We start from the raw sequence: 18,822 nt of genomic DNA, 5'->3' as shown, positions 1-18,822 counted from the left end.
GTATTTATACTCCACAAACGGTTATGTACAAAACGCATGCGAACATGAAAACGATGACGATCCTTGCAATACGTACACAGTTATAGAAATATATTGTCCCGATGGAGGAAGTGGCGGATCAGATGCTACTGATGATCATACACCTCCGACTAATACTTCTAATGATACTACTAATGGCGGTGGTGGAAATGCAGCTGATACAACTGATGACACTGATGAACCTGCTAACATTGTGACTTCTATAATTTCAAGAGAAGAAAATGTAAAACAATCTATTCTGGATTGTATAAACGGGGTTGCACAATTTAATACTGTAGATGCTACGACTATTGACCCGGAAGTTTTTGGTCAAAATAGTTTAACATTGAGTACTTGGATTGAAATTAATAATTATCTTCAAGATACTGGTTGTAGTGAAGAGTCGAAGGAGGAAATTATAGAACAATTAGAAGACGCTTATGATGAGTATCAAATTATCAATGAACTGGAAGGAAAGGCACTTTGTGTTTTTAATAAGTTGAAATCTTCGAGTAATGGTTTTAAAAATGCGATAAAAAAGTTTGATGGAGATTTCCCCGTTGCTCATTTGAAGTTTAATGCTGATGATTTAGACGATGGCACAAGAGGAGAAACTTCTCCACCTGAAAATTATGTAATTACAGTGACTCTTAATAATGATAGTTCTCACAGTGGTTATAATTACAGACCAAATTTATTAATAGCAAAGACTATAATACATGAGGTAATACATGCAGAAATGTTTAGAAAATTATTAGAGTTATCTAATGATAATGGTGATATTAATGTTGCGACATTAAATCAAATGTTAACACAGAGTAATTATCCTGGAATGCTAGATTATTATACACGTTTTGGCTTAAATGGCTTTCAACACCAACAGATGGCGGCTCATTACAGAGAAACTATAGGTAGAGTTCTACAAGAAGTAGATACAGGAATTGCTGTACCTGATAATCAACAGCCATTACAACTTTATCTAGACTTAGCTTGGGAAGGTTTAAATCATAGTAATATTATCGAATGGGAAGAATTAACTACTCAAGAAGAAAAAGACAGGGTAGATCAAGTTATTTCCACATATATAAATACTTATAAAAATGAAAACTGTAATTAATAAAACATCAAATATGAAACGATACATCCTCATCGCATTTATTTTGTTTTTCTACATTTCAAATGCACAAAATGAAAAAGAATATTTTCTTCTCGTTGATTCAGAAAGTAATGAATTATGTCAGGTTTCGAAAAAAGATAACGGAAGGTATCATTCTAAAACAAATACTAGCGATACATATCTAAAGACGAAATCAAGTTTAAAAGAGTATTCATATAGGTTTTATATTTGCAAAGAACTATTTCTTTCCAATACGAAAATTGACACATTATCGATAAACTATTTGAAAGATGTAAAAATTTCTGATATCACCGACTTAAAAGAAGCTGTTGCCAAAACAAATCCTTTGTATCCTTTCAAAGTATTCCCCAACTTGTATATCGTTGAGAAAATTGATGCTTCAACACTTCTGAAATATAAAGTGAAGTGGAAATATTATGTGGAATAAAACTATTGAAATACTATCAAATGAAAAAAATCATACTACATCTAATCGCATTAACTGTTTTATTAGCATGTTTTGCTTGCCAACAAAAGCAAGTTGATCATTCATGTGAAGATTTAGAGCAGAAAATAGATAGTCTTTCTGCTGTATATGCAGACTTTGAGAGTTCGCCTGTATATAAATTTTATACTATTCTCAGTAAAGAACAAAATACTAGCATTGATACAACTTTAATTGAAGCATATAAAAAACTGATTGGAAAAGATAAATTAGTTGATTTATATATTTGGGATCGAATACATACTATTAATACAAATGCTCACAAAAATAAAATAGTAGAAGATTTTGCAGGAGTGTATGTATTGAAACCCAATCATAATGAAAAAGAGGCAAAAGTCACGACCATCAAAATTCAGAAAGACAGCTCTTTTATGTATAAAAATAAATTGCTGGTAAAGGCTGAAAAACTCAAATTCAAAAACTCCTCAAATAAATTTATAGATGGAAAAATTATCATAAATAACTTCAAAATAAGTCTGAGTGATGCCACATTCCCAAAAATAGTAACCTTAGATGATAATTTATGTATGGATTGTGAACAATTACAGTTTTATAAGAGAGAATAACACATTCAATGCGTCAGGCGCAGAAGAGTGTAACTAAAAATATAACGATGTTAAAAATATTAAATTTTATCATTATACTATTTATATCAAACAGTATACTTAGTCAAAGCCATGAAAATGTGTACATCATTTTAGATAATACGAACTTTTATAAAATGATAAAGAAGGAAGGTAGAGCGACTTTAGAAATACCTTATTATGATCATAAAAACGACTGGCTTAAGGAGAAATCTCAAAACACTAGTAAAAAGAATAATGAGATAGTAATTGTGAATCCAATTCCAAATAAAAAGTATTATAAATTTTATTCCATCGACAAATCAATTAAAAAGTCTAATATCGATAAACTCAATGCCTTTTCCGTGCAAGATGTAAGCAAAGACAATAAGATGATTTGGAAAAAGTACCCTTATGAAATGGTTTTTATTGAAAAGGTAGACAGTGAAAGTTACATATTTTGGCTTATGAAACCTGTTTTTAATGAATAAAATTGTATTAAATGAAAAAGTTGATTTTCCTAATAACACTTTTCTGCTCGTTCATTTGTTTAGGACAAGCAGAAAAAGAAACCGCATACCTATTATTTGACACTACAAATAAGGAAAAAATTAGTGTAGAAGATGGCGCTGGAAATTCATCAATCCAAAGTAAATACAGAAAGCTTTCTGAAAGAGACTTTGTATATTATTATGTTGATAATGAGCAATTTTCTACACATAAAACAAAATCTCAAAGAGATACTCTTTCGATTAAAGATTTTAAAAAAATCAAAATTGTTGACTTAACGTATATTAAAGATAAAAAGGCAAAGAATATTATACATTACAATCCTTTTAAGGAAACACATATTTATCAATGGAGACACTACATGTAATTAGAAATATCTTTATAATCGTTCTTATGTTTACTTTTGGGGCTTTTGCACAAAACAATGATACTGATTATTTTAAGCTGTATAAAGATGGAAAGAACAATAAGAAAAAGCAGGTATATTTAAAGTTTGATCAAAATTTTAAAAGAAACTTACATGCAACTCAAGAAACTTTTGTTTTTAAAAATACGTTCGTTTTTGTAAACACAGGAAAAAAGTGCCAAGCGCAAGAAAAGATCGTTTTTAGCAATGTAGAAGATTTATATACAATTGAACAAAAAGTACTTGAAAAACACATCAAAGATGTTCAAAAAGAATACGGTTTTAAGCCTGTGTATCCGTTAGAACATGTAGCTTTAAAAGTTCATTTAATTAAAGATGATGATTGTGTTGTGTTGAATTGGAAAAAACGATAAGATATTTAAAATGAAAAAAATCATCAAACATATAACCGCATTAACTGTTTTATTAGCATGTTTCGCTTGTCAACAAAAACAAGTTGATCATTCATGTGAAGATTTAGAGCAGAAAATAGATAGTCTTTCTGCTGTATATGCAGACTTTGAGAGTTCGCCTGTATATAAATTTCATACTATTCTCAGTAAAGAACAAAATTCCAGCATTGACACAACGCTAATTCAAGACTATAAAAAACTGATTGGAAAAGATAAATTAGTTGATTTATATATTTGGGATCGAATACATACTATTAATACAAATGCGCACAAAAATAAAATAGTAGAAGATTTTGCTGGAGTATATGTATTAAAACCCAATCACAACGAAAAAGAAGCAAAAGTCACGGAAATTAAAATTCAAAAAGACAGCTCTTTTATGTATAAAAACAAAATGTTGGTAAAGGCTGAAAAACTCAAATTTAAAAACTCCTCTAATAAATTTATAGATGGGAAAATTATAATGAAAAACTTCAAAATAAGTCTGAGTGATGCCACATTCCCTAAGATAGTAACCTTAGATGATAATTTATGTATGGATTGTGAACAATTACAATTCTATAAGAGAGAATAACACTAACGAAACAAAAACTTACAATAGACAGCATTTTAATCAAAATGCTGTCTATTTTTTATTTAATGAGATTTTTCTAAATTGAATCCGTTCAATTTCTATTTGTATTCCATTTATGATATTAGTTTTTAAAACTTCTTCCAATTGATTTGCCGCATCATATTTTAAATAAAATACAGTATTTGAATTTTTATATTGACGTAATTTCCCCGATGCATCATACAAATATTCTATGTTGGCAGCATATCCAGATCCATTACCAACAAATTTAATGACTTTTCCAATACGTTTATTTACTGTATGTTGTTGGCGCTCAATACAAAGTTCCGTAAATAAAGTATCTCCTACTTTTTGACATGCTCCAACTCTTGTCTTGATAAATATGCGATCATTATTAATTGTTGTATCAATAGATTTCCAAAAGTCTTTACCAAAATTATCATAGTCAACCGACATGTGTTCAATGTAGTACAAATGCCCAGAAGCTACTAAGGCTTCAAAGTTTGACAGTGTATCAGCGACTTTAATCCAAGTTGTTTTTAAAGAATCTTTGTTTTTTGGTATGCTTTCTGATACATTTTTCATAGAATGATTAGAACAAGAAAAAATACTCAATAAGGCTATTATTACAATTAGTTTTTTCATAGTCTTGGTAAATTAGAAATTAAATCTGAAGAATCGTTCTATTTTTTTTGCATTTATAGTTAGTGAATGTAATGGATTTTAATCTATAATTCCATTCAAATTCAAATTAATATTGTATGACTTTAAAAAATAATTTTCAAAAAAGAATGGTTACCTTTTTGCTGTTTTACCATTAAGTATATAAACGTATTATTATGAACGATCAATCACTGTTACAACTGCTGACTTCCGAGAAGAAGGAGAAAGCTTTTGTAAAGATTTACAGATACTTTCCGAAGGTATCACGCTTTATATGCAAACACGGTGGCACCAAAGAAGAAGCACAAGATGTGTTTCAGGAAGCATTATTAATTTTTTACAGAAAAGCTAAAACGCCCGATTTTAAACTGACTGCACGTATTGAAACCTATGTTTTCAGTATTTGTAAGTATTTATGGAAAGATCAATTAAAACAGAAAAATAAACAAACCGACGCTTTTGATCAAGCCTTTTTAAAAGACGAAACCATTTCTGTAGATTTTCATTTGCAAGAAGAAGAAAAGTATCGATTGGCTGAAAAAGCCTTGCGATCTATTGGAGATAAATGTCTAAAACTACTATCGCTATTTTATATTGATAAGAAGAAGATGCGTGAAATTGCCAAGTTGTTGGATTTTACTTCAGAATCATCTGCCAAAACACAAAAATATAAGTGTTTGGAACGCGCTAAGAACGAATTACGAACTTTAAAAGCGAAGCGATGAGAACTGAATTAGAAACAATTGCATATATAGAAAAGTACTTACTAAATGTACTTACCGACGCAGAAACCAACCAATTTGAAACGCGCATGGCAACCGATCCTATTTTTAAAAATGATGTTGAGTTACAAGAACAGTTGATGCAAAGTTTGGAGCGTATTTCCTTGCAAAACAACATTCAAGATGCTGCAAAAACATATAAATTCTGGAAACTTTTAAAAATCATCGGAATGTTTGTTATCACGCTCGTAATCGCACTTTCGGCTTGGTATTTTATAAACGCTTCCGCAGAAAGTTCAATTGAAGCAGAGTCGATTCCAACGAAAGTTGAACAACATGTACAGGAAAAACAAATAACGCAAAAGAAAGTCGTCTCCGTTCCTGATACAATTCCAAAAAAGAAAACTTCTATAAAAACACAATCAGGAACAACCGTTTTTGCAGAAAATACTGTTGTAGATCCTTTGGAAGAAATACAATCAGAGGTTTTTAGCATTTTGACTGAAAAAGATACGATTGTAGAAACTCAAAGCGGAATCGTGTTTTTAATTCCTGAAAACGCATTTGTAGATGCCAATCAAAATGTAGTGAATGGAAATATTCAACTTGAAGTAAAAGAAGCTGTCGATTCGCATACAATTATGACTGCTGGCTTGTCTACGCTTTTTAATGATAAACCATTGGAAACTGGCGGTATGTTTTTTATTGAAGCTACTAGTAATGGTGAAAAACTACACATCAATCCTGAAAAAGAAATTACAGCAGATATTCCAACACAAAACTATAAAGAAGGCATGCAATTGTTTGACGGAGAAAAAGCTGAAGACGGAACAATCAATTGGACAAATCCGAAACCACTAAACACAGCGTTGATTCCGGAAGACATTTATAGTCTAAATTTTTATCCGCCAGCGTATTTGGAAACACTTTCCAAAAAAGGATATGATCGTACCGATAAAAAGTTTACTGATAGTTTGTATTATAGTTTTGCTAAAACTACCAGTAATGCATTATCATCTGATAAGATTAATTTTTCCAATAAAATATTAGGTGATATAATCCCCAGAGATACTATAATTAGAGATGTCATTATTACTCAAAAAGATACTGTGAAGGTTGATGATTTACTTACTCCAGTTGAAGAGGTTGTTTTAGGCTTAGATCCATTAAAAGTAAAAACAATTTGGAATGAACGCTATCAAAATACATTTATAGCTACGAAAGCCTTTGAAGAACGTTTGCGCGTGATTCATCAGAATTGTGAATCAGCAAATAGTATTTTTGATGTGTATGTTCAAAATCTTGATCGCAATTTATATGAAGTTGATGAAATGATTGTTACTAGATATAAGTATACTTCACTTCGCGAACAGTTTGAGTTTTTTGCTGCGCAAAAGTTGACAAATGTTCCTAATGTTAGTTCAGAAGTTTCTAAACTAAATGCTTATTATATACAACAACAAAAAGTGTATCGCTTGGCTTTGGAGAAATCGCAAAGAAAAATGGATTCGTTACTAAGTATTGACAAAAAGTATCAAGCGTTTTCAAAACAGCAATTGCAAAACTATTACCAAAATGAATTGGCAATTACTACAGCTAAGGTTGCAAAAGATTTAGGAGCGAGATTGCCGCGTCGTTTTAATCAAACCAGAAGTAATCGAACACAAATTAGTCGAACAAACACAGTTTCAAATGAGGTTTCAACCAAAGTTACTTCTGTAGCACGTACGATTCAAAAAGAAAAAAGAAAACGTATTTATAGAGCGCCAATTAGAACAACAGGTTGGAAGAATATTGATCGAATTCTCAATGAAGATGTCGTTTCTAGTGTTAAAAGTAGAACAACAACAACTGTGAAGACCAAAGAAAAGAGTGTTACCATTAGCTATTCTGAGTATGAAGTTTTGATTGAAAATACAGAACGTTTTGATAAGTTGTTTGTGTATTTGGTTCCGACAAAATTCAACAGTTTTGTAAGGCTTAACGCTGAGAATGGTCGTTTTACGTATAAGCTAAATGATTTACTAAAGTATCGTGTGCATTGTATTGGGTATTTGAATGCTATTCCTTTTTATATTGATAAAACCATTAGAAATGCTTCTGATAAGTTAAAACTTCGCAAAATCACTGTTGAAACTTTACGCAAACGATTATCTAATTTGAACAATCAAAATAGTTCATTGGAAACTGAAGTTTTGTATCAGGCTTCAAGAAAAACGAATCAGATAAAATTGAAAAAACATCGTGAACTTATAAAGTTAAAAAGAGCTATTGAATCGGTAGTGTTTCCGTGTCAACGAACTGAAACACTTAAAACACTTGTCAATGATGTGTTTGAAGCAGAACCTGTTGAAGTTATGCTTGTTGAAGAACCTGATCCAATACTTTCTTTTGAGCTTGTTGAAACGGTACCTATTTTTCCTGGCTGTGAAACTTTTGAATCAACAATGGAACGTAAAAAATGTATGAGTGAAAAGATTGAGAAGTTTATCCAAAGGAATCTTGATATGGAAATTATGACTAAAAATCAACAAGCCAACACGACGCGTAAGATTCAAACTATGTTTGAGATAAATACTTCGGGTTTAATTCAAAACATACAAGTTCGCACAAATTTCCCTGATATGGAGACAGAAGTAAAACGCGTCATACAATCATTACCCAAAATGACGCCTGCTAAGCAAAAAGGAAGAACAGTAAGTGTGAAATATGTGTTGCCAATATTTTGGAAAGTTGATTAGAAAATTTCACACTAATACAAAAAAAGCCGTTTCAAATTGAAACGGCTTTCTTATATATGATAAAATGTTCGAAATTATTTTCCTTCCATTTTTTCTTTTAATGCTTTTAATGCATTTAAATCTCCAAGCGTAGTTTTGTCAGCATTTGCTGATTTCTTAGCTGCTGCTTGCACATTACGTTGCTCTTCTTCTCTAAAGATAGCTGTATGAGAAGCTACAACTCTTTTGAATTCTTTATTGAATTCAATTACTTTGAACTCAGCTGTTTCACCTTTCTTCAATTTCTTTCCGTCTTCTTTTTCTAAGTGACGAGAAGGAATAAAAGCTACTACATCTTCGTTTAAAGCTACTGTTGCACCTTTATCATTCGTATCTGTAATTTCTGCTGTATGCATTGTACCTACACCAAATTCTCCTTCATACTTATCCCAAGGATTTTCAGTAGTTTGTTTGTGACCTAAACTTAATTTACGTCCATCTACATCTAATTCTAATACAAGTACTTCCAATTTGTCACCAACAGTAACAAACTCAGATGGATGCTTCACTTTCTTAGTCCAAGATAAATCAGAGATATAAATTAATCCGTCAATTCCTTCTTCTAATTCTACGAATACACCAAAGTTAGTGAAGTTACGTACAGTTCCTGTGTGTTTAGAACCTACAGGGTATTTAGTTGTAATATCAGTCCAAGGATCTGGCGTCATTTGCTTGATACCAAGAGACATTTTACGATCTTCTCTATCTAAAGTTAAGATTTTAGCTTCTACTTCATCTCCAACTTTTACGAAATCTTGCGCCGAACGTAAGTGAGTAGACCAAGACATTTCAGAAACGTGAATTAATCCTTCAACACCTTCTGCAACTTCGATAAATGCACCGTAATCAGCAATAACAACCACTTTTCCTTTTACTTGATCTCCGATTTTTAATTCCGAATCTAAAGCTTCCCAAGGATGCGCGCTTAATTGCTTTAATCCTAATTGGATTCTTGATTTGTTATCATCAAAATCAAGGATTACAACATTTAATTTCTGATCTAATTCAACAACCTCATTTGGATGGTTGATACGAGACCAAGAAAGATCTGTAATGTGAATTAATCCATCAACGCCACCAAGATCAATAAATACACCATAAGAAGTAATGTTTTTCACAATTCCTTCTAGTACTTGACCTTTTTCTAATTGACTGATAATTTCTTTCTTCTGTAACTCAATATCAGCTTCAATAAGCGCTTTGTGAGATACAACAACGTTTTTGAATTCATGGTTAATTTTAACCACTTTGAATTCCATTGTTTTATTAACATACTGATCGTAATCTCTAATTGGCTTCACGTCAATTTGAGATCCTGGTAAGAACGCTTCAATTCCGAATACGTCTACAATCATACCACCTTTAGTTCTGCATTTTACAAAACCATTCACGATTTCACCATTGTCATGAGCAGCATTTACTCTGTCCCAAGCTTTGATAGTTCTCGCTTTTCTGTGAGATAATACTAATTGTCCTGTTCTGTCTTCACGAACGTCAATTAATACTTCTACTTTGTCTCCTACTTTTAAGTCTGGATTGTAACGAAATTCGTTTAAAGAAATTACACCTTCAGATTTTGCATTGATATCAATGATCGCTTCTCTGTCAGTCATTCTTACTACAGTTCCATCTACGACAGCATCATCATCTGTGTCTACGAAATTTGCCGCTACTAATTTTTCGAATTCTTCTAACTTTTCGTCTTCTACTTGGTCAATTCCTTCTTCGTAATTGTGCCAGTTAAAATTTGCTAGAAATTCTTCAGGGTTTTTAACGTCCTGAACGTCTGTGTTTGTGCTTTCTTCAGCCATTTGCTGATGTAAAATTTGTATACCGCTCAGTTAGAGAATCTTTGCATGTAAAAGCAGTAGATTGTTATGTTTTATAAAAAATATGTTGTCCCTTTTCCGATTCTCTATCATGCCAAAAAGGAGTGCAAAAGTATGATTATTATTTTGATTTACAAACTAATAGTCTTTCAAAACAAGTGCTTTTATTCAATTTAACTAAGAAACATGATTTTCATCGAAAAAAAATATTGTAACACTGTCATAACATAAAATCTATTTTTTTGCTTTATATTTATGATATTAATAATTAAAATAACAAAAAACAATGAGTGTAAAAGCGAAATATCAAGGAGTTTTAGATCTTGGACAAGAGTTAAATATTCAAAATGGAAATGTAGAAGAAGCTGATGGTATACTAAAAATAAGTGGTATAGCAGGTACGCAATATGAGAAAAACTTGATGTGGGATAAAATTAAAGAACTTGGCGGAGAAATGGCACAAGACATTGACGCGCACATTGAAGTAGCTGACGAGTCTGTTTTTCACCGTCATACAGTAGTAAGCGGAGATACGTTAGGTAAAATTGCAAAGCAGTATTATGGAAAAGCTGGTGAGTATCACGCTATTTTCAAAGCTAATGGTAATGTTCTTGACAATCCAGATGTAATTCATCCAGGACAAGAGTTGACAATTCCACATTTATCGTAATTAGGTAATGTATAAAAGACAAAAAGCTTCCAAATTGGAAGCTTTTTTTATGCGTTATAGTTTATCAAAAGTAACTTTTGTTTCAAAAAACCAAGATTCTCCTGCATTTAGATTAATATTTTGAAAGTATCTGTAATACTTACCATAATGCTGAGTATCCCATATATATTGGGTAGCATATACATTATAGATACTAAACTTGCTTTCTATATTTGCAGATAACTTTTTTGTATCGTTCCACACAAATAACTCATCACTATATCCTTCTAGTTTTCGTTTTCCATCTTGATTAAAACTAACAACATTTTCATGATTAGCGGCAGATCCTTTTTCTACTACATCAACACTAACGGATACTACAGATCCAAAACAAGTATTCATTGGGATCATATCTTTAGCTGTAATTGTATTTTTTGTAAAGTATCCACCATCTGAAATTTTTGTTGTTTTTAAATGCGTAGCATCTTCCGTGTGTGCGTTGTCTTCTCTATACATAATACTTTTTTGTATGTATGTAAAACTTTTGCATCCTCTCATTTTAAATTCAGTAGTACTATCATTTATTAAATTACCATCTATAAGAAAGCTTATTTCTGTAAATTTTTCTCTCCCATGAAATCCACCTGTAGGTTCCGAAGCTCCTAATCTTTTGTATGTAAATTCAGATTCTCCATGATGTAGCAGTGTATATCCTGTTGGAAACATTTCTTTTCCTTTATATACAAATTCTTTACAGTATAGTATTCTGTATTGATCTGAATATATATCATCTGATAAATCCTGCTCACGAGCAATGGTAAAACCCCAGTAATAGTTGGGTTTTGTAGTACTTTGTGCATATACTTTAAACAGATGATTACCTTTGTGACCTTCAGGATCAAAAGTCACATAACATTTTTTAAATTCTTCAGTAAAACTTTCTTGGTTAGTATTAATATCTACGTCAGTTTCTTCTTGTGAAGTATCTAATTGAGTTTCATGATTTTTATTTTTTGCACATGAAGATATGAGAAACACAATAAAAATATTGATCGATATCAAAAATAACTGTTTGGAAGTTTTCATATTACAAAAGGAGTAGCATGATTTATTTTCTCAAGTTAAGATTAAAAAGGCATTTCAAAAAGTACTATTTGAACTGTATTTTCATTGAAACTTATTAGCTTTTAAGCGTTTATTTAATGAGGTGGTTTTTTATTTATCTCATTTTATTAAAAATTACCTTTGTCTCAAAATTCCATACTTCCCCAATACCAAGGTCAACATTTTGAATATACCTGTAATACTTACTATAATATTGAGTGTCCCATATATATTGCTTTGAAGAATTGTTGTGAATACTAAATACACTTTTTATTTTTGTAGAAAGTTGGCTATCATTACTCCACAAAAACATGATATCATTAACTTCTTCCATCTTTCTATTTCCATTTTGATTAAACGTGATAGATTCGTTAAAGTTATCTGTATATCCTTTTTCGCCAACATCTATGCTTACTGACACTATAGATCCATAACAAATGTTCATAGAAACAGTTTCTATTCCTATTAAGGTGTTTTTTGTATTATAACCACCATCTTTAATTGTAGTTCGTTTTATATGCGTGGCTTCTTCTGTGTGAGATATATCATTTTTATGCATTATACTTTTTTGCAAATATGAAAACTCTTCACAAGGTCTCATTGTAAATTCAGAACTAAGATTCGTGATTAAATCATTGTCAATAAAGAAGTTTATCTCTTCTAATGTTTCATTTCCATGAAAACCGCCTGTAAAATATGAAGCATCATCTTTTTTGTATGCAAACTCTGACTCACCAATATGCAATATTGTAGTTTCTGTTGGTATCATTTCATATCCATTATACATGAATTCTTCACAAGATGAAATTCGGTATTGATCAGAATATACTTCATCAGATAAATTTTGTTCATGGCGAATTGTGAATCCCCAATAATAATCGGGTTTCGCATCACTCTGCGTGTACACTGTAAAAACAGAATTACCTTGATAACCAGAAGCCTCAAAAGTCACATAACATTTACGGAAATCTTCATAAAAAGTTCCTTGGCGAATTTCAATTTCAAAAACAGTACCAGTCGTCTTTATTTTGATTTTTCCTTCTCTTGAAGAATACCCTTCATTTTCAAAAACAGTAATTTGCAGTTTATTAATATTGTAATCAACTTCAGGCATCACTTGTATCCAGTCTGGAGTCGATACTATTTTCCAATTAACATTCGTAGAAATATCAATATTGAATTCCGTTTCTTCTGGTGGAGCGTATAATTGAGTTTCAGTAATTTCAAAATATGACTCAATTTCGGTGTCTTCTTCTGAACATGAAGATATGAGCAATAGCATAAAGACATTGATGGATATTAAAAATATATGTTTAGCAATTTTCATACAGTTTGGTAAAGTTAATCGATTTCTTTTTCGATTTTGAAGATAGGATATTAATTTTTATTGTCCTAAAATAACCTGTATGAGGAGCATTTTTTTAGATCTATACCGTTTTTATATGTTTATAGTACGATTGACAAGATTCAAAATTCGTTCAAACTGTTCTTTCAATCCCATATCACTATTATCAATAGCAACGGCACCTTCTGCTTGTCGTAAAGGTGAATCTTCTCGGTGCGAATCTATATAATCTCTGTTTTGAACATTTCGTAGAACGTCTTCGTATTTTACGGCATCACCTTTATCGATGAGTTCTTTATAACGACGCATGGCTCTCTTTTCTGGAGAAGCCGTCATAAATAGTTTCAATTCTGCATCTGGAAACACAACAGTTCCAATATCTCTTCCATCCATTACAATTCCTTTGTCTTCGCCCATTTTTTGTTGTTGCTTTACCAACTGATACCGAACTTCAGGAACTGCAGCCACTTTACTCACATAATCAGAAACTCGCAAGGTTCTAATTTCGCTTTCTACATTTTCCCCATTTAAGTACATTTCGGCGAAGCCCAAAGACTCATTATACATAAAGTTTAAGTGAATGTTGTCCAAATCTTCTACCAAAGCATTTATAGAAAAATCGGTTGCATCAATATACTTTTTTCGAAGTGCATATAAAGTTACTGCACGATACATAGCGCCTGTATCTACATAAATATACTCTAATGTTTTGGCTAATTGTTTGGCAATCGTACTTTTTCCTGTAGATGAAAAGCCATCAATGGCAATGGTAATTTTTTTCATGATCGCGTCTTTTTCGCTGTATAAAAAGCGTTGTGTCTTATTGCAAATTGATCGTTACACCAAACATACTTGTATTGGCTGCAATAGCATAGCGTGCGTAGGTATAATCGAATTTTAATTTATTGATTCGAAGTCCAAATCCTGCGGTAATTCCCGAAAAATTACGTTGATCTACTATTTTTAGTTCTTCTCCTCTACGGAAGTTATATCCAAGTCGAATATTAAATCCTCTGTCTGGAAACAATTCCATTCCCACAATCGTACGACGAATTAAGTTTTTAGCGAACGTCACTTTTTCTTCGGTCACGCCACCTTCAATAGATTGTTCTGCTCTATTCGGATTGGCAAATGCAATATTCCATTCTTGCAAATTTTCAAAAGTTACGTGCCAACGAATAGGAACGTGTTCTAGTTTTTGTGACAATCCTAAAATCAATTCAAAAGGCAATTGTTCTTGCACACCTGCATAAGTTGTAAACTGAAACCCTAAGTTTCTCGCTACCAAAGCAACGTTAAATTCTAGTTCTTCATTAACATACATAATTCCTAAATCTACAGCGCCACCAAAAGAATTGTATTGCTCTAGTTTGGAATTTATAAATTTTGTATTGACTCCAACATGAATATCTGTCCAAGGAATATTGTACGCATATCCTACTGATAAGGCAACTTCATTTCCTGTAAAACTTCCTGTTGAGTTTCCTTGTTCGTCATAACCATCAAACTGGCCGTACGACACATACGTAACTCCTGCATGTAATGTTTGCACTCTTCTGTCCCAAGTATACGCATACGCAGCAGAACCGTAATTTACATCTCCTAAGTAATTTACATAGTTTACAGACAACTGATTATCCATCGTATAATTAATAGTTGCGGGATTAAATAATGCCTGATTTACATCTTTATCATAATTTGTAATGACTTTTCCTCCAAGAGCTGCTTGTCTTGGTGAAGAAATTAGGTTTAAAAACTGATACGTGTATCTACCTCCGATTTGCGCGGTGGTAAGTGTCGTTATAAACAAAAAAAAGGAAAAGAGGATCTTTTTCTGCATGTGTACAAAGTAACTAAAATCTTTATTTAAAACGTTTAGATATCGTAAATATTTTACGCCTTTTTTAAAAAATACAAGATTTTCTTTCAATTGAATTTTTTCAGCGACAAAACTACACTTTTTATTGGCAATCCTTTACAAATATGGCTTTTAAAGCATTTTATTTTACATGATGTTTTATAAAACCGCACATAGTTTCCTTGTTTTTCAGTGTAAAACCAGCGTATATTAATAAAGAATTAATTCAGTAATGGAGGAACTCAAAAAGCCATTTTAAACATTAGAGTAGAGACCACAACAATCAAACTATTATGAAAAAAAAGTTTTTTTTAAACAAAACGGTAGATGCTTTATCTGAAAAGCAACTAAAAGATTTGAACACAGTTTTTGGAGGTTTAGCCACTAGAGGTGAAGAAGCAGCTGGTGTTCCTTGGGATGATGATATTATTCACTATCCAACAGGTGGCGGAGGTCCAAGATGTCCAGATGGATATTACTGGAATGTAAATTTAGGACGTTGCTTAAGAGAAGGTGATTATCCTTACGAGCCTGCAGACCATGCGCCAAAAGCTTAGTACAATGATATCAAACTACAGTTAATTTCAAGATGCTATCATAAATGGAGGAACTCAAAAAGCCATTTTAAATATTAGAGTAGAGACCACAACAATCAAACTATTATGAAAAAAAAGTTTTTCTTAAACAAAACAGTAGACGCTTTATCTGAAAAGCAAATTGAAGATTTAAACGCTATTTTCGGAGGTGCAGAAGATATACCTGTTGATGATCACATTCCAACTGGTGGCGGTGGACCAAGATGTCCTGATGGGTATTACTGGAATGTAAATTTAGGTCGTTGCCTTAGAGCGTACGAACCAGTAGATCACAAACCTGTAAGATAAGCTCGTTTTTATACTATAAATAACACTTATACAGTTGCTCAACAACCAACAATACGGAAAACATTGTTTAGTTTAACATGTTGAGCAACTGTTATTTTAATATTCACCTCAAAAAGTTTTATATGCATTTCAATCGATTAGTTTTAAAAGTTGCCAGTAGATGTAATTTGAATTGCTCTTACTGTTTTATGTATAATTTAGGCGATTCCTCTTTTAGAAATCAACCAAAGTTTATGAAAGAAAGTATGATTCCGCAAATTATAAAACGTGTTGCAAACTATCTAACCGAATATCCACAGGAAGTATTCACGTTTACTTTTCACGGTGGCGAACCTTTGTTGATCGATAAAACTTTTTTCGGAAAATTTATTACGCAAGCCGCAATTTTAAAAGAACAGTTTCCCGATATTACGTTTGAATATAATGTACAAACCAACGGCGTTTTAATTGATGAAGCTTGGGCAGAAGTGTTGAGAGAACACAAAATATTTCCAGGTGTCAGTTTGGATGGAACCAAAAAAGCACACGATATGTATCGGAAAGATCATAAGGAAAATGGAAGTTATGATGATGTGATTAAAGGATTGAGATTGCTTAAAAAACAACTAGGCTTTGTTTCGGTAATTAGTGTGATGAATATTGACGAATCAGCAAAAACTACGTATAAACATTTAACTGATATTTCTTCCGATTATGTAAATTTCCTGTTGCCAGATTATACGCATGATAGTTTTCCATACCAACCAAAAGCCATGGGGAAATGGTTGATTGAATTGTATAATTTATGGATTGCTGACGCAGATCGTCCTATTATACCGTTTTTTAATGGTTTGACTAATGCAATTTTAGGCTCACAGAAAATTGCACGACAAGAAGCGCATGCCCTTGTTATAGAAACAAATGGCGACATTGAAGCAATTGATTCGTTGAAAGGTTGTGGTGAAAGTTTTACCAAAACCAACATGAATATTGTTACGAATGATTTTAAAGATATTACACAACTACCTTTAGGGAAATTATACTTTGAAGACAGCACAGAAAAACTTTGCACAAAGTGTTTGGAATGTCCTGTAGCTTCAATTTGCAAAGGCGGACGTTTGGTACATCGTCATAAAAAAGAGAATGGTTTCAATAATCCTTCAGTGTATTGTGAAGATATGATTCTAATTATTTCGCACGTACAAAATACCATGATGGATATGATTCCGAGCATGTACGACGACAGTATTTCTAAAATGGACGCACTCGAAATTATTGACTATTTAAACACATTAGATATGTCGAGCACAAAAAATATATACAAAAAAGACCTAGAGTTTTTTAGTATGGCGTAAAGTTGAAACTGAAACTGAAGTTGAAACGCTAACCAGCAGTTCGAGTGTTTTTATGTAGCGAAGTGAACATAAAAATGTATCGAGAACAGCTATTAGTTTTCAGATACTTCTCGGTAGTTCTATTGAGCGTAGTCGAAATACAATTTTTCTACATTTCATTCCGAAAAACCACTCGAAGTGACGTGATATAAATTGAAATTGAAAGTTAAAATCCTATAAAGATTTCAGCATGAACTAAAATAAAAAAATGAACTCAAATACAATTCAAGTTCATTTTTCAATTTCAATTTCATATTCTTAATCTACTGATAATGTTTTTGCATTTTTTACAGCTTCATCCGTAATGGCGTGCTTTACAACTTCGCTCATTTCAGTTACGTAATGGAATGTTAATCCTTTTAAATACGATTCTTTAATTTCTAAAATATCGCGTTTGTTTTGCGCACACAAAATAATTTCTTTGATTCCTGCGCGTTTTGCAGCCAATATTTTTTCTTTAATTCCGCCAACTGGCAACACTTTCCCTCGCAAGGTAATTTCTCCAGTCATGGCAATATCCTTTTTCACTTTTTTCTGAGTGAATAAAGAAACTAACGAAGTCAACATCGTAATTCCAGCACTTGGGCCATCTTTTGGAGTAGCTCCTTCTGGTACGTGAATGTGTACATTATACTTTGAGAATATTTCAGGTTTCACGCCTAAAAAGTCTGCATTCGACTTCATATATTCCATGGCAATTGTAGCCGATTCTTTCATCACTTTTCCTAAGTTTCCTGTGATCGAAAGATTTCCTTTTCCTTTAGATAAGGTTGATTCAATAAATAAAATATCGCCACCAACACTTGTCCAAGCCAATCCAGTTACAACACCTGCAACATCGTTATTTTCATACTTGTTGCGTTCCATGCGTGCTGGCCCTAATACTTCTTCAATAATTGCATTGGTTACTTTTTTCTCATATTTGTCTTCCATTGCAATGGATTTGGCTGCATAACGTACCATTTTGGCAATTTGTTTTTCCAATCCACGCACACCACTTTCACGCGTGTAGCCTTCTACAATTTTTTCAAGTTGCTTCTTCCCTATTTTTAAATCTTTATCGGTAAGTCCGTGCTCTTTTAGTTGTTTGTCTAATAAATGCTTGCTTCCAATTTCAACTTTTTCTTCGGTTGTATAACCAGTTACGTTGATAATTTCCATACGATCGCGCAATGCTGGCTGAATGCTTCCTAAATTATTTGCCGTTGCAATAAACATTACTTTAGACAAGTCGTATCCCATTTCTAGGAAATTGTCATAAAACTCCGTGTTTTGTTCAGGATCTAATACTTCTAACATTGCCGATGACGGATCGCCATTGTGACTGCTTGATAGTTTATCAATTTCATCCAATACAAATACAGGATTTGACGTTCCCGCTTTTTTCAAGCTTTGAATAATTCGTCCTGGCATTGCACCAATATAGGTTTTACGATGTCCTCGAATTTCTGCTTCATCACGCAATCCACCAAGTGAAATACGCACATATTCTCTTCCTAAAGCTTCTGC

General features: G+C 32.2%; 19 protein-coding genes and 1 pseudogene. 13 read left to right on the top strand and 7 right to left on the bottom strand.

From position 1 onward, the window contains the following. The 7 genes and pseudogenes from AB8B65_RS12095 to AB8B65_RS12065 all read left to right on the top strand — a co-directional run. Positions 1-1,135 (top strand): annotated as a pseudogene (locus AB8B65_RS12095) (hypothetical protein); the annotation flags it as partial. Between the two features lie 13 nt (positions 1,136-1,148). Next, positions 1,149-1,583: a hypothetical protein gene (locus tag AB8B65_RS12090; RefSeq protein WP_405301293.1), complete on the top strand. Its 435-nt coding sequence runs from the start codon at positions 1,149-1,151 to the stop codon at positions 1,581-1,583. A 20-nt stretch (positions 1,584-1,603) separates the two neighbouring features. Beyond that, a complete protein-coding gene (locus AB8B65_RS12085) occupies positions 1,604-2,206 on the top strand; it encodes a hypothetical protein (RefSeq protein WP_405301291.1) in 603 nt (200 codons plus the stop codon). Positions 2,207-2,361: 155 nt separating this feature from the next. Next, positions 2,362-2,694 (top strand): hypothetical protein, encoded by a 333-nt coding sequence (locus tag AB8B65_RS12080; RefSeq protein ID WP_405301290.1) that lies wholly within the window; start codon positions 2,362-2,364, stop codon positions 2,692-2,694. Between the two features lie 11 nt (positions 2,695-2,705). Beyond that, positions 2,706-3,080, top strand: coding sequence for a hypothetical protein (locus AB8B65_RS12075; RefSeq protein ID WP_405301289.1), 375 nt, complete (start codon positions 2,706-2,708; stop codon positions 3,078-3,080). Continuing rightward, entirely contained in the window at positions 3,062-3,493 is a 432-nt protein-coding gene (locus AB8B65_RS12070; RefSeq protein WP_405301287.1) for a hypothetical protein, read from the top strand. The genes AB8B65_RS12075 and AB8B65_RS12070 overlap by 19 nt, the downstream gene beginning before the upstream one ends. Before the next feature lie 10 nt (positions 3,494-3,503). Continuing rightward, positions 3,504-4,106, top strand: a complete 603-nt coding sequence (locus AB8B65_RS12065; protein WP_405301286.1) for a hypothetical protein — start codon at positions 3,504-3,506, stop codon at positions 4,104-4,106. 51 nt (positions 4,107-4,157) lie between these two features. On the opposite strand, the gene AB8B65_RS12060 is transcribed toward AB8B65_RS12065, so the two are convergent. Beyond that, positions 4,158-4,691: a hypothetical protein gene (locus AB8B65_RS12060; RefSeq protein ID WP_405301285.1), complete on the bottom strand. Its 534-nt coding sequence runs from the start codon at positions 4,689-4,691 to the stop codon at positions 4,158-4,160. A gap of 254 nt (positions 4,692-4,945) precedes the next feature. Between AB8B65_RS12060 and AB8B65_RS12055 the strand changes: the two genes are divergently transcribed. Together AB8B65_RS12055 and AB8B65_RS12050 are read left to right on the top strand one after the other, a co-directional pair. Further along, positions 4,946-5,494 (top strand): RNA polymerase sigma factor, encoded by a 549-nt coding sequence (locus tag AB8B65_RS12055; RefSeq protein WP_405301284.1) that lies wholly within the window; start codon positions 4,946-4,948, stop codon positions 5,492-5,494. Then, positions 5,491-8,232 (top strand): hypothetical protein, encoded by a 2,742-nt coding sequence (locus AB8B65_RS12050; RefSeq protein WP_405301282.1) that lies wholly within the window; start codon positions 5,491-5,493, stop codon positions 8,230-8,232. Before AB8B65_RS12055 ends, AB8B65_RS12050 begins: the two co-directional genes overlap by 4 nt. A 74-nt stretch (positions 8,233-8,306) precedes the next feature. Here the strand turns inward: AB8B65_RS12050 and rpsA are convergent, their stop codons facing one another. Then, positions 8,307-10,082: a 30S ribosomal protein S1 gene (rpsA, locus tag AB8B65_RS12045; RefSeq protein WP_405301281.1), complete on the bottom strand. Its 1,776-nt coding sequence runs from the start codon at positions 10,080-10,082 to the stop codon at positions 8,307-8,309. Between the two features lie 304 nt (positions 10,083-10,386). Between rpsA and AB8B65_RS12040 the strand changes: the two genes are divergently transcribed. Further along, positions 10,387-10,770 (top strand): LysM peptidoglycan-binding domain-containing protein, encoded by a 384-nt coding sequence (locus AB8B65_RS12040; RefSeq protein WP_405301279.1) that lies wholly within the window; start codon positions 10,387-10,389, stop codon positions 10,768-10,770. A 54-nt stretch (positions 10,771-10,824) separates the two neighbouring features. On the opposite strand, the gene AB8B65_RS12035 is transcribed toward AB8B65_RS12040, so the two are convergent. From AB8B65_RS12035 to porQ, 4 genes are all read right to left on the bottom strand, one after another. Next, positions 10,825-11,787: a hypothetical protein gene (locus AB8B65_RS12035; RefSeq protein ID WP_405301277.1), complete on the bottom strand. Its 963-nt coding sequence runs from the start codon at positions 11,785-11,787 to the stop codon at positions 10,825-10,827. A 181-nt stretch (positions 11,788-11,968) separates the two neighbouring features. Continuing rightward, positions 11,969-13,180, bottom strand: coding sequence for a BACON domain-containing protein (locus AB8B65_RS12030; protein ID WP_405301276.1), 1,212 nt, complete (start codon positions 13,178-13,180; stop codon positions 11,969-11,971). Positions 13,181-13,291: 111 nt separating this feature from the next. Continuing rightward, a complete protein-coding gene (gene cmk, locus AB8B65_RS12025; RefSeq protein ID WP_405301275.1) occupies positions 13,292-13,981 on the bottom strand; it encodes a (d)CMP kinase in 690 nt (229 codons plus the stop codon). 37 nt (positions 13,982-14,018) lie between these two features. Next, the gene (porQ, locus tag AB8B65_RS12020) at positions 14,019-15,038 is read right to left on the bottom strand and encodes a type IX secretion system protein PorQ (protein WP_405301274.1); all 1,020 of its coding nucleotides are present in this window, start codon (positions 15,036-15,038) and stop codon (positions 14,019-14,021) included. Between the two features lie 311 nt (positions 15,039-15,349). Between porQ and AB8B65_RS12015 the strand changes: the two genes are divergently transcribed. The 3 genes from AB8B65_RS12015 (at position 15,350) to AB8B65_RS12005 (ending at position 17,274) form a co-directional block, all read left to right on the top strand. Continuing rightward, a complete protein-coding gene (locus tag AB8B65_RS12015; protein WP_405301273.1) occupies positions 15,350-15,613 on the top strand; it encodes a hypothetical protein in 264 nt (87 codons plus the stop codon). A gap of 105 nt (positions 15,614-15,718) precedes the next feature. Then, complete coding sequence (locus AB8B65_RS12010; RefSeq protein WP_405301272.1) at positions 15,719-15,940, top strand: hypothetical protein; 222 nt, start codon at positions 15,719-15,721, stop codon at positions 15,938-15,940. Between the two features lie 77 nt (positions 15,941-16,017). Further along, complete coding sequence (locus AB8B65_RS12005) at positions 16,018-17,274, top strand: radical SAM protein (protein ID WP_405301271.1); 1,257 nt, start codon at positions 16,018-16,020, stop codon at positions 17,272-17,274. Positions 17,275-17,571: 297 nt separating this feature from the next. Here AB8B65_RS12005 and AB8B65_RS12000 read toward each other — a convergent pair. Continuing rightward, positions 17,572-18,822 (bottom strand): S16 family serine protease (locus AB8B65_RS12000; RefSeq protein WP_405301270.1); only part of this gene is annotated, 1,251 nt, incomplete at its 5' end.

Origin of the sequence: Kordia sp., assembly GCF_045105435.1 — a bacterium.
GTDB lineage: Bacteria > Bacteroidota > Bacteroidia > Flavobacteriales > Flavobacteriaceae > Kordia.
The sequence above is the reverse complement of the archived record's forward strand: the minus strand, read 5'-3'. Positions and strand labels throughout refer to the sequence as shown.

Coding starts and splice junctions, on each gene's coding strand:
- AB8B65_RS12090 (WP_405301293.1), top strand. CDS start 1,149: ATGAAACGATACATCCTCATCGCATTTATTTTGTTTTTCTACATTTCA.
- AB8B65_RS12085 (WP_405301291.1), top strand. CDS start 1,604: ATGAAAAAAATCATACTACATCTAATCGCATTAACTGTTTTATTAGCA.
- AB8B65_RS12080 (WP_405301290.1), top strand. CDS start 2,362: ATGATAAAGAAGGAAGGTAGAGCGACTTTAGAAATACCTTATTATGAT.
- AB8B65_RS12075 (WP_405301289.1), top strand. CDS start 2,706: ATGAAAAAGTTGATTTTCCTAATAACACTTTTCTGCTCGTTCATTTGT.
- AB8B65_RS12070 (WP_405301287.1), top strand. CDS start 3,062: ATGGAGACACTACATGTAATTAGAAATATCTTTATAATCGTTCTTATG.
- AB8B65_RS12065 (WP_405301286.1), top strand. CDS start 3,504: ATGAAAAAAATCATCAAACATATAACCGCATTAACTGTTTTATTAGCA.
- AB8B65_RS12060 (WP_405301285.1), bottom strand. CDS start 4,691: ATGAAAAATGTATCAGAAAGCATACCAAAAAACAAAGATTCTTTAAAA.
- AB8B65_RS12055 (WP_405301284.1), top strand. CDS start 4,946: ATGAACGATCAATCACTGTTACAACTGCTGACTTCCGAGAAGAAGGAG.
- AB8B65_RS12050 (WP_405301282.1), top strand. CDS start 5,491: ATGAGAACTGAATTAGAAACAATTGCATATATAGAAAAGTACTTACTA.
- rpsA (WP_405301281.1), bottom strand. CDS start 10,082: ATGGCTGAAGAAAGCACAAACACAGACGTTCAGGACGTTAAAAACCCT.
- AB8B65_RS12040 (WP_405301279.1), top strand. CDS start 10,387: ATGAGTGTAAAAGCGAAATATCAAGGAGTTTTAGATCTTGGACAAGAG.
- AB8B65_RS12030 (WP_405301276.1), bottom strand. CDS start 13,180: ATGAAAATTGCTAAACATATATTTTTAATATCCATCAATGTCTTTATG.
- cmk (WP_405301275.1), bottom strand. CDS start 13,981: ATGAAAAAAATTACCATTGCCATTGATGGCTTTTCATCTACAGGAAAA.
- porQ (WP_405301274.1), bottom strand. CDS start 15,038: ATGCAGAAAAAGATCCTCTTTTCCTTTTTTTTGTTTATAACGACACTT.
- AB8B65_RS12015 (WP_405301273.1), top strand. CDS start 15,350: ATGAAAAAAAAGTTTTTTTTAAACAAAACGGTAGATGCTTTATCTGAA.
- AB8B65_RS12010 (WP_405301272.1), top strand. CDS start 15,719: ATGAAAAAAAAGTTTTTCTTAAACAAAACAGTAGACGCTTTATCTGAA.
- AB8B65_RS12005 (WP_405301271.1), top strand. CDS start 16,018: ATGTTGAGCAACTGTTATTTTAATATTCACCTCAAAAAGTTTTATATG.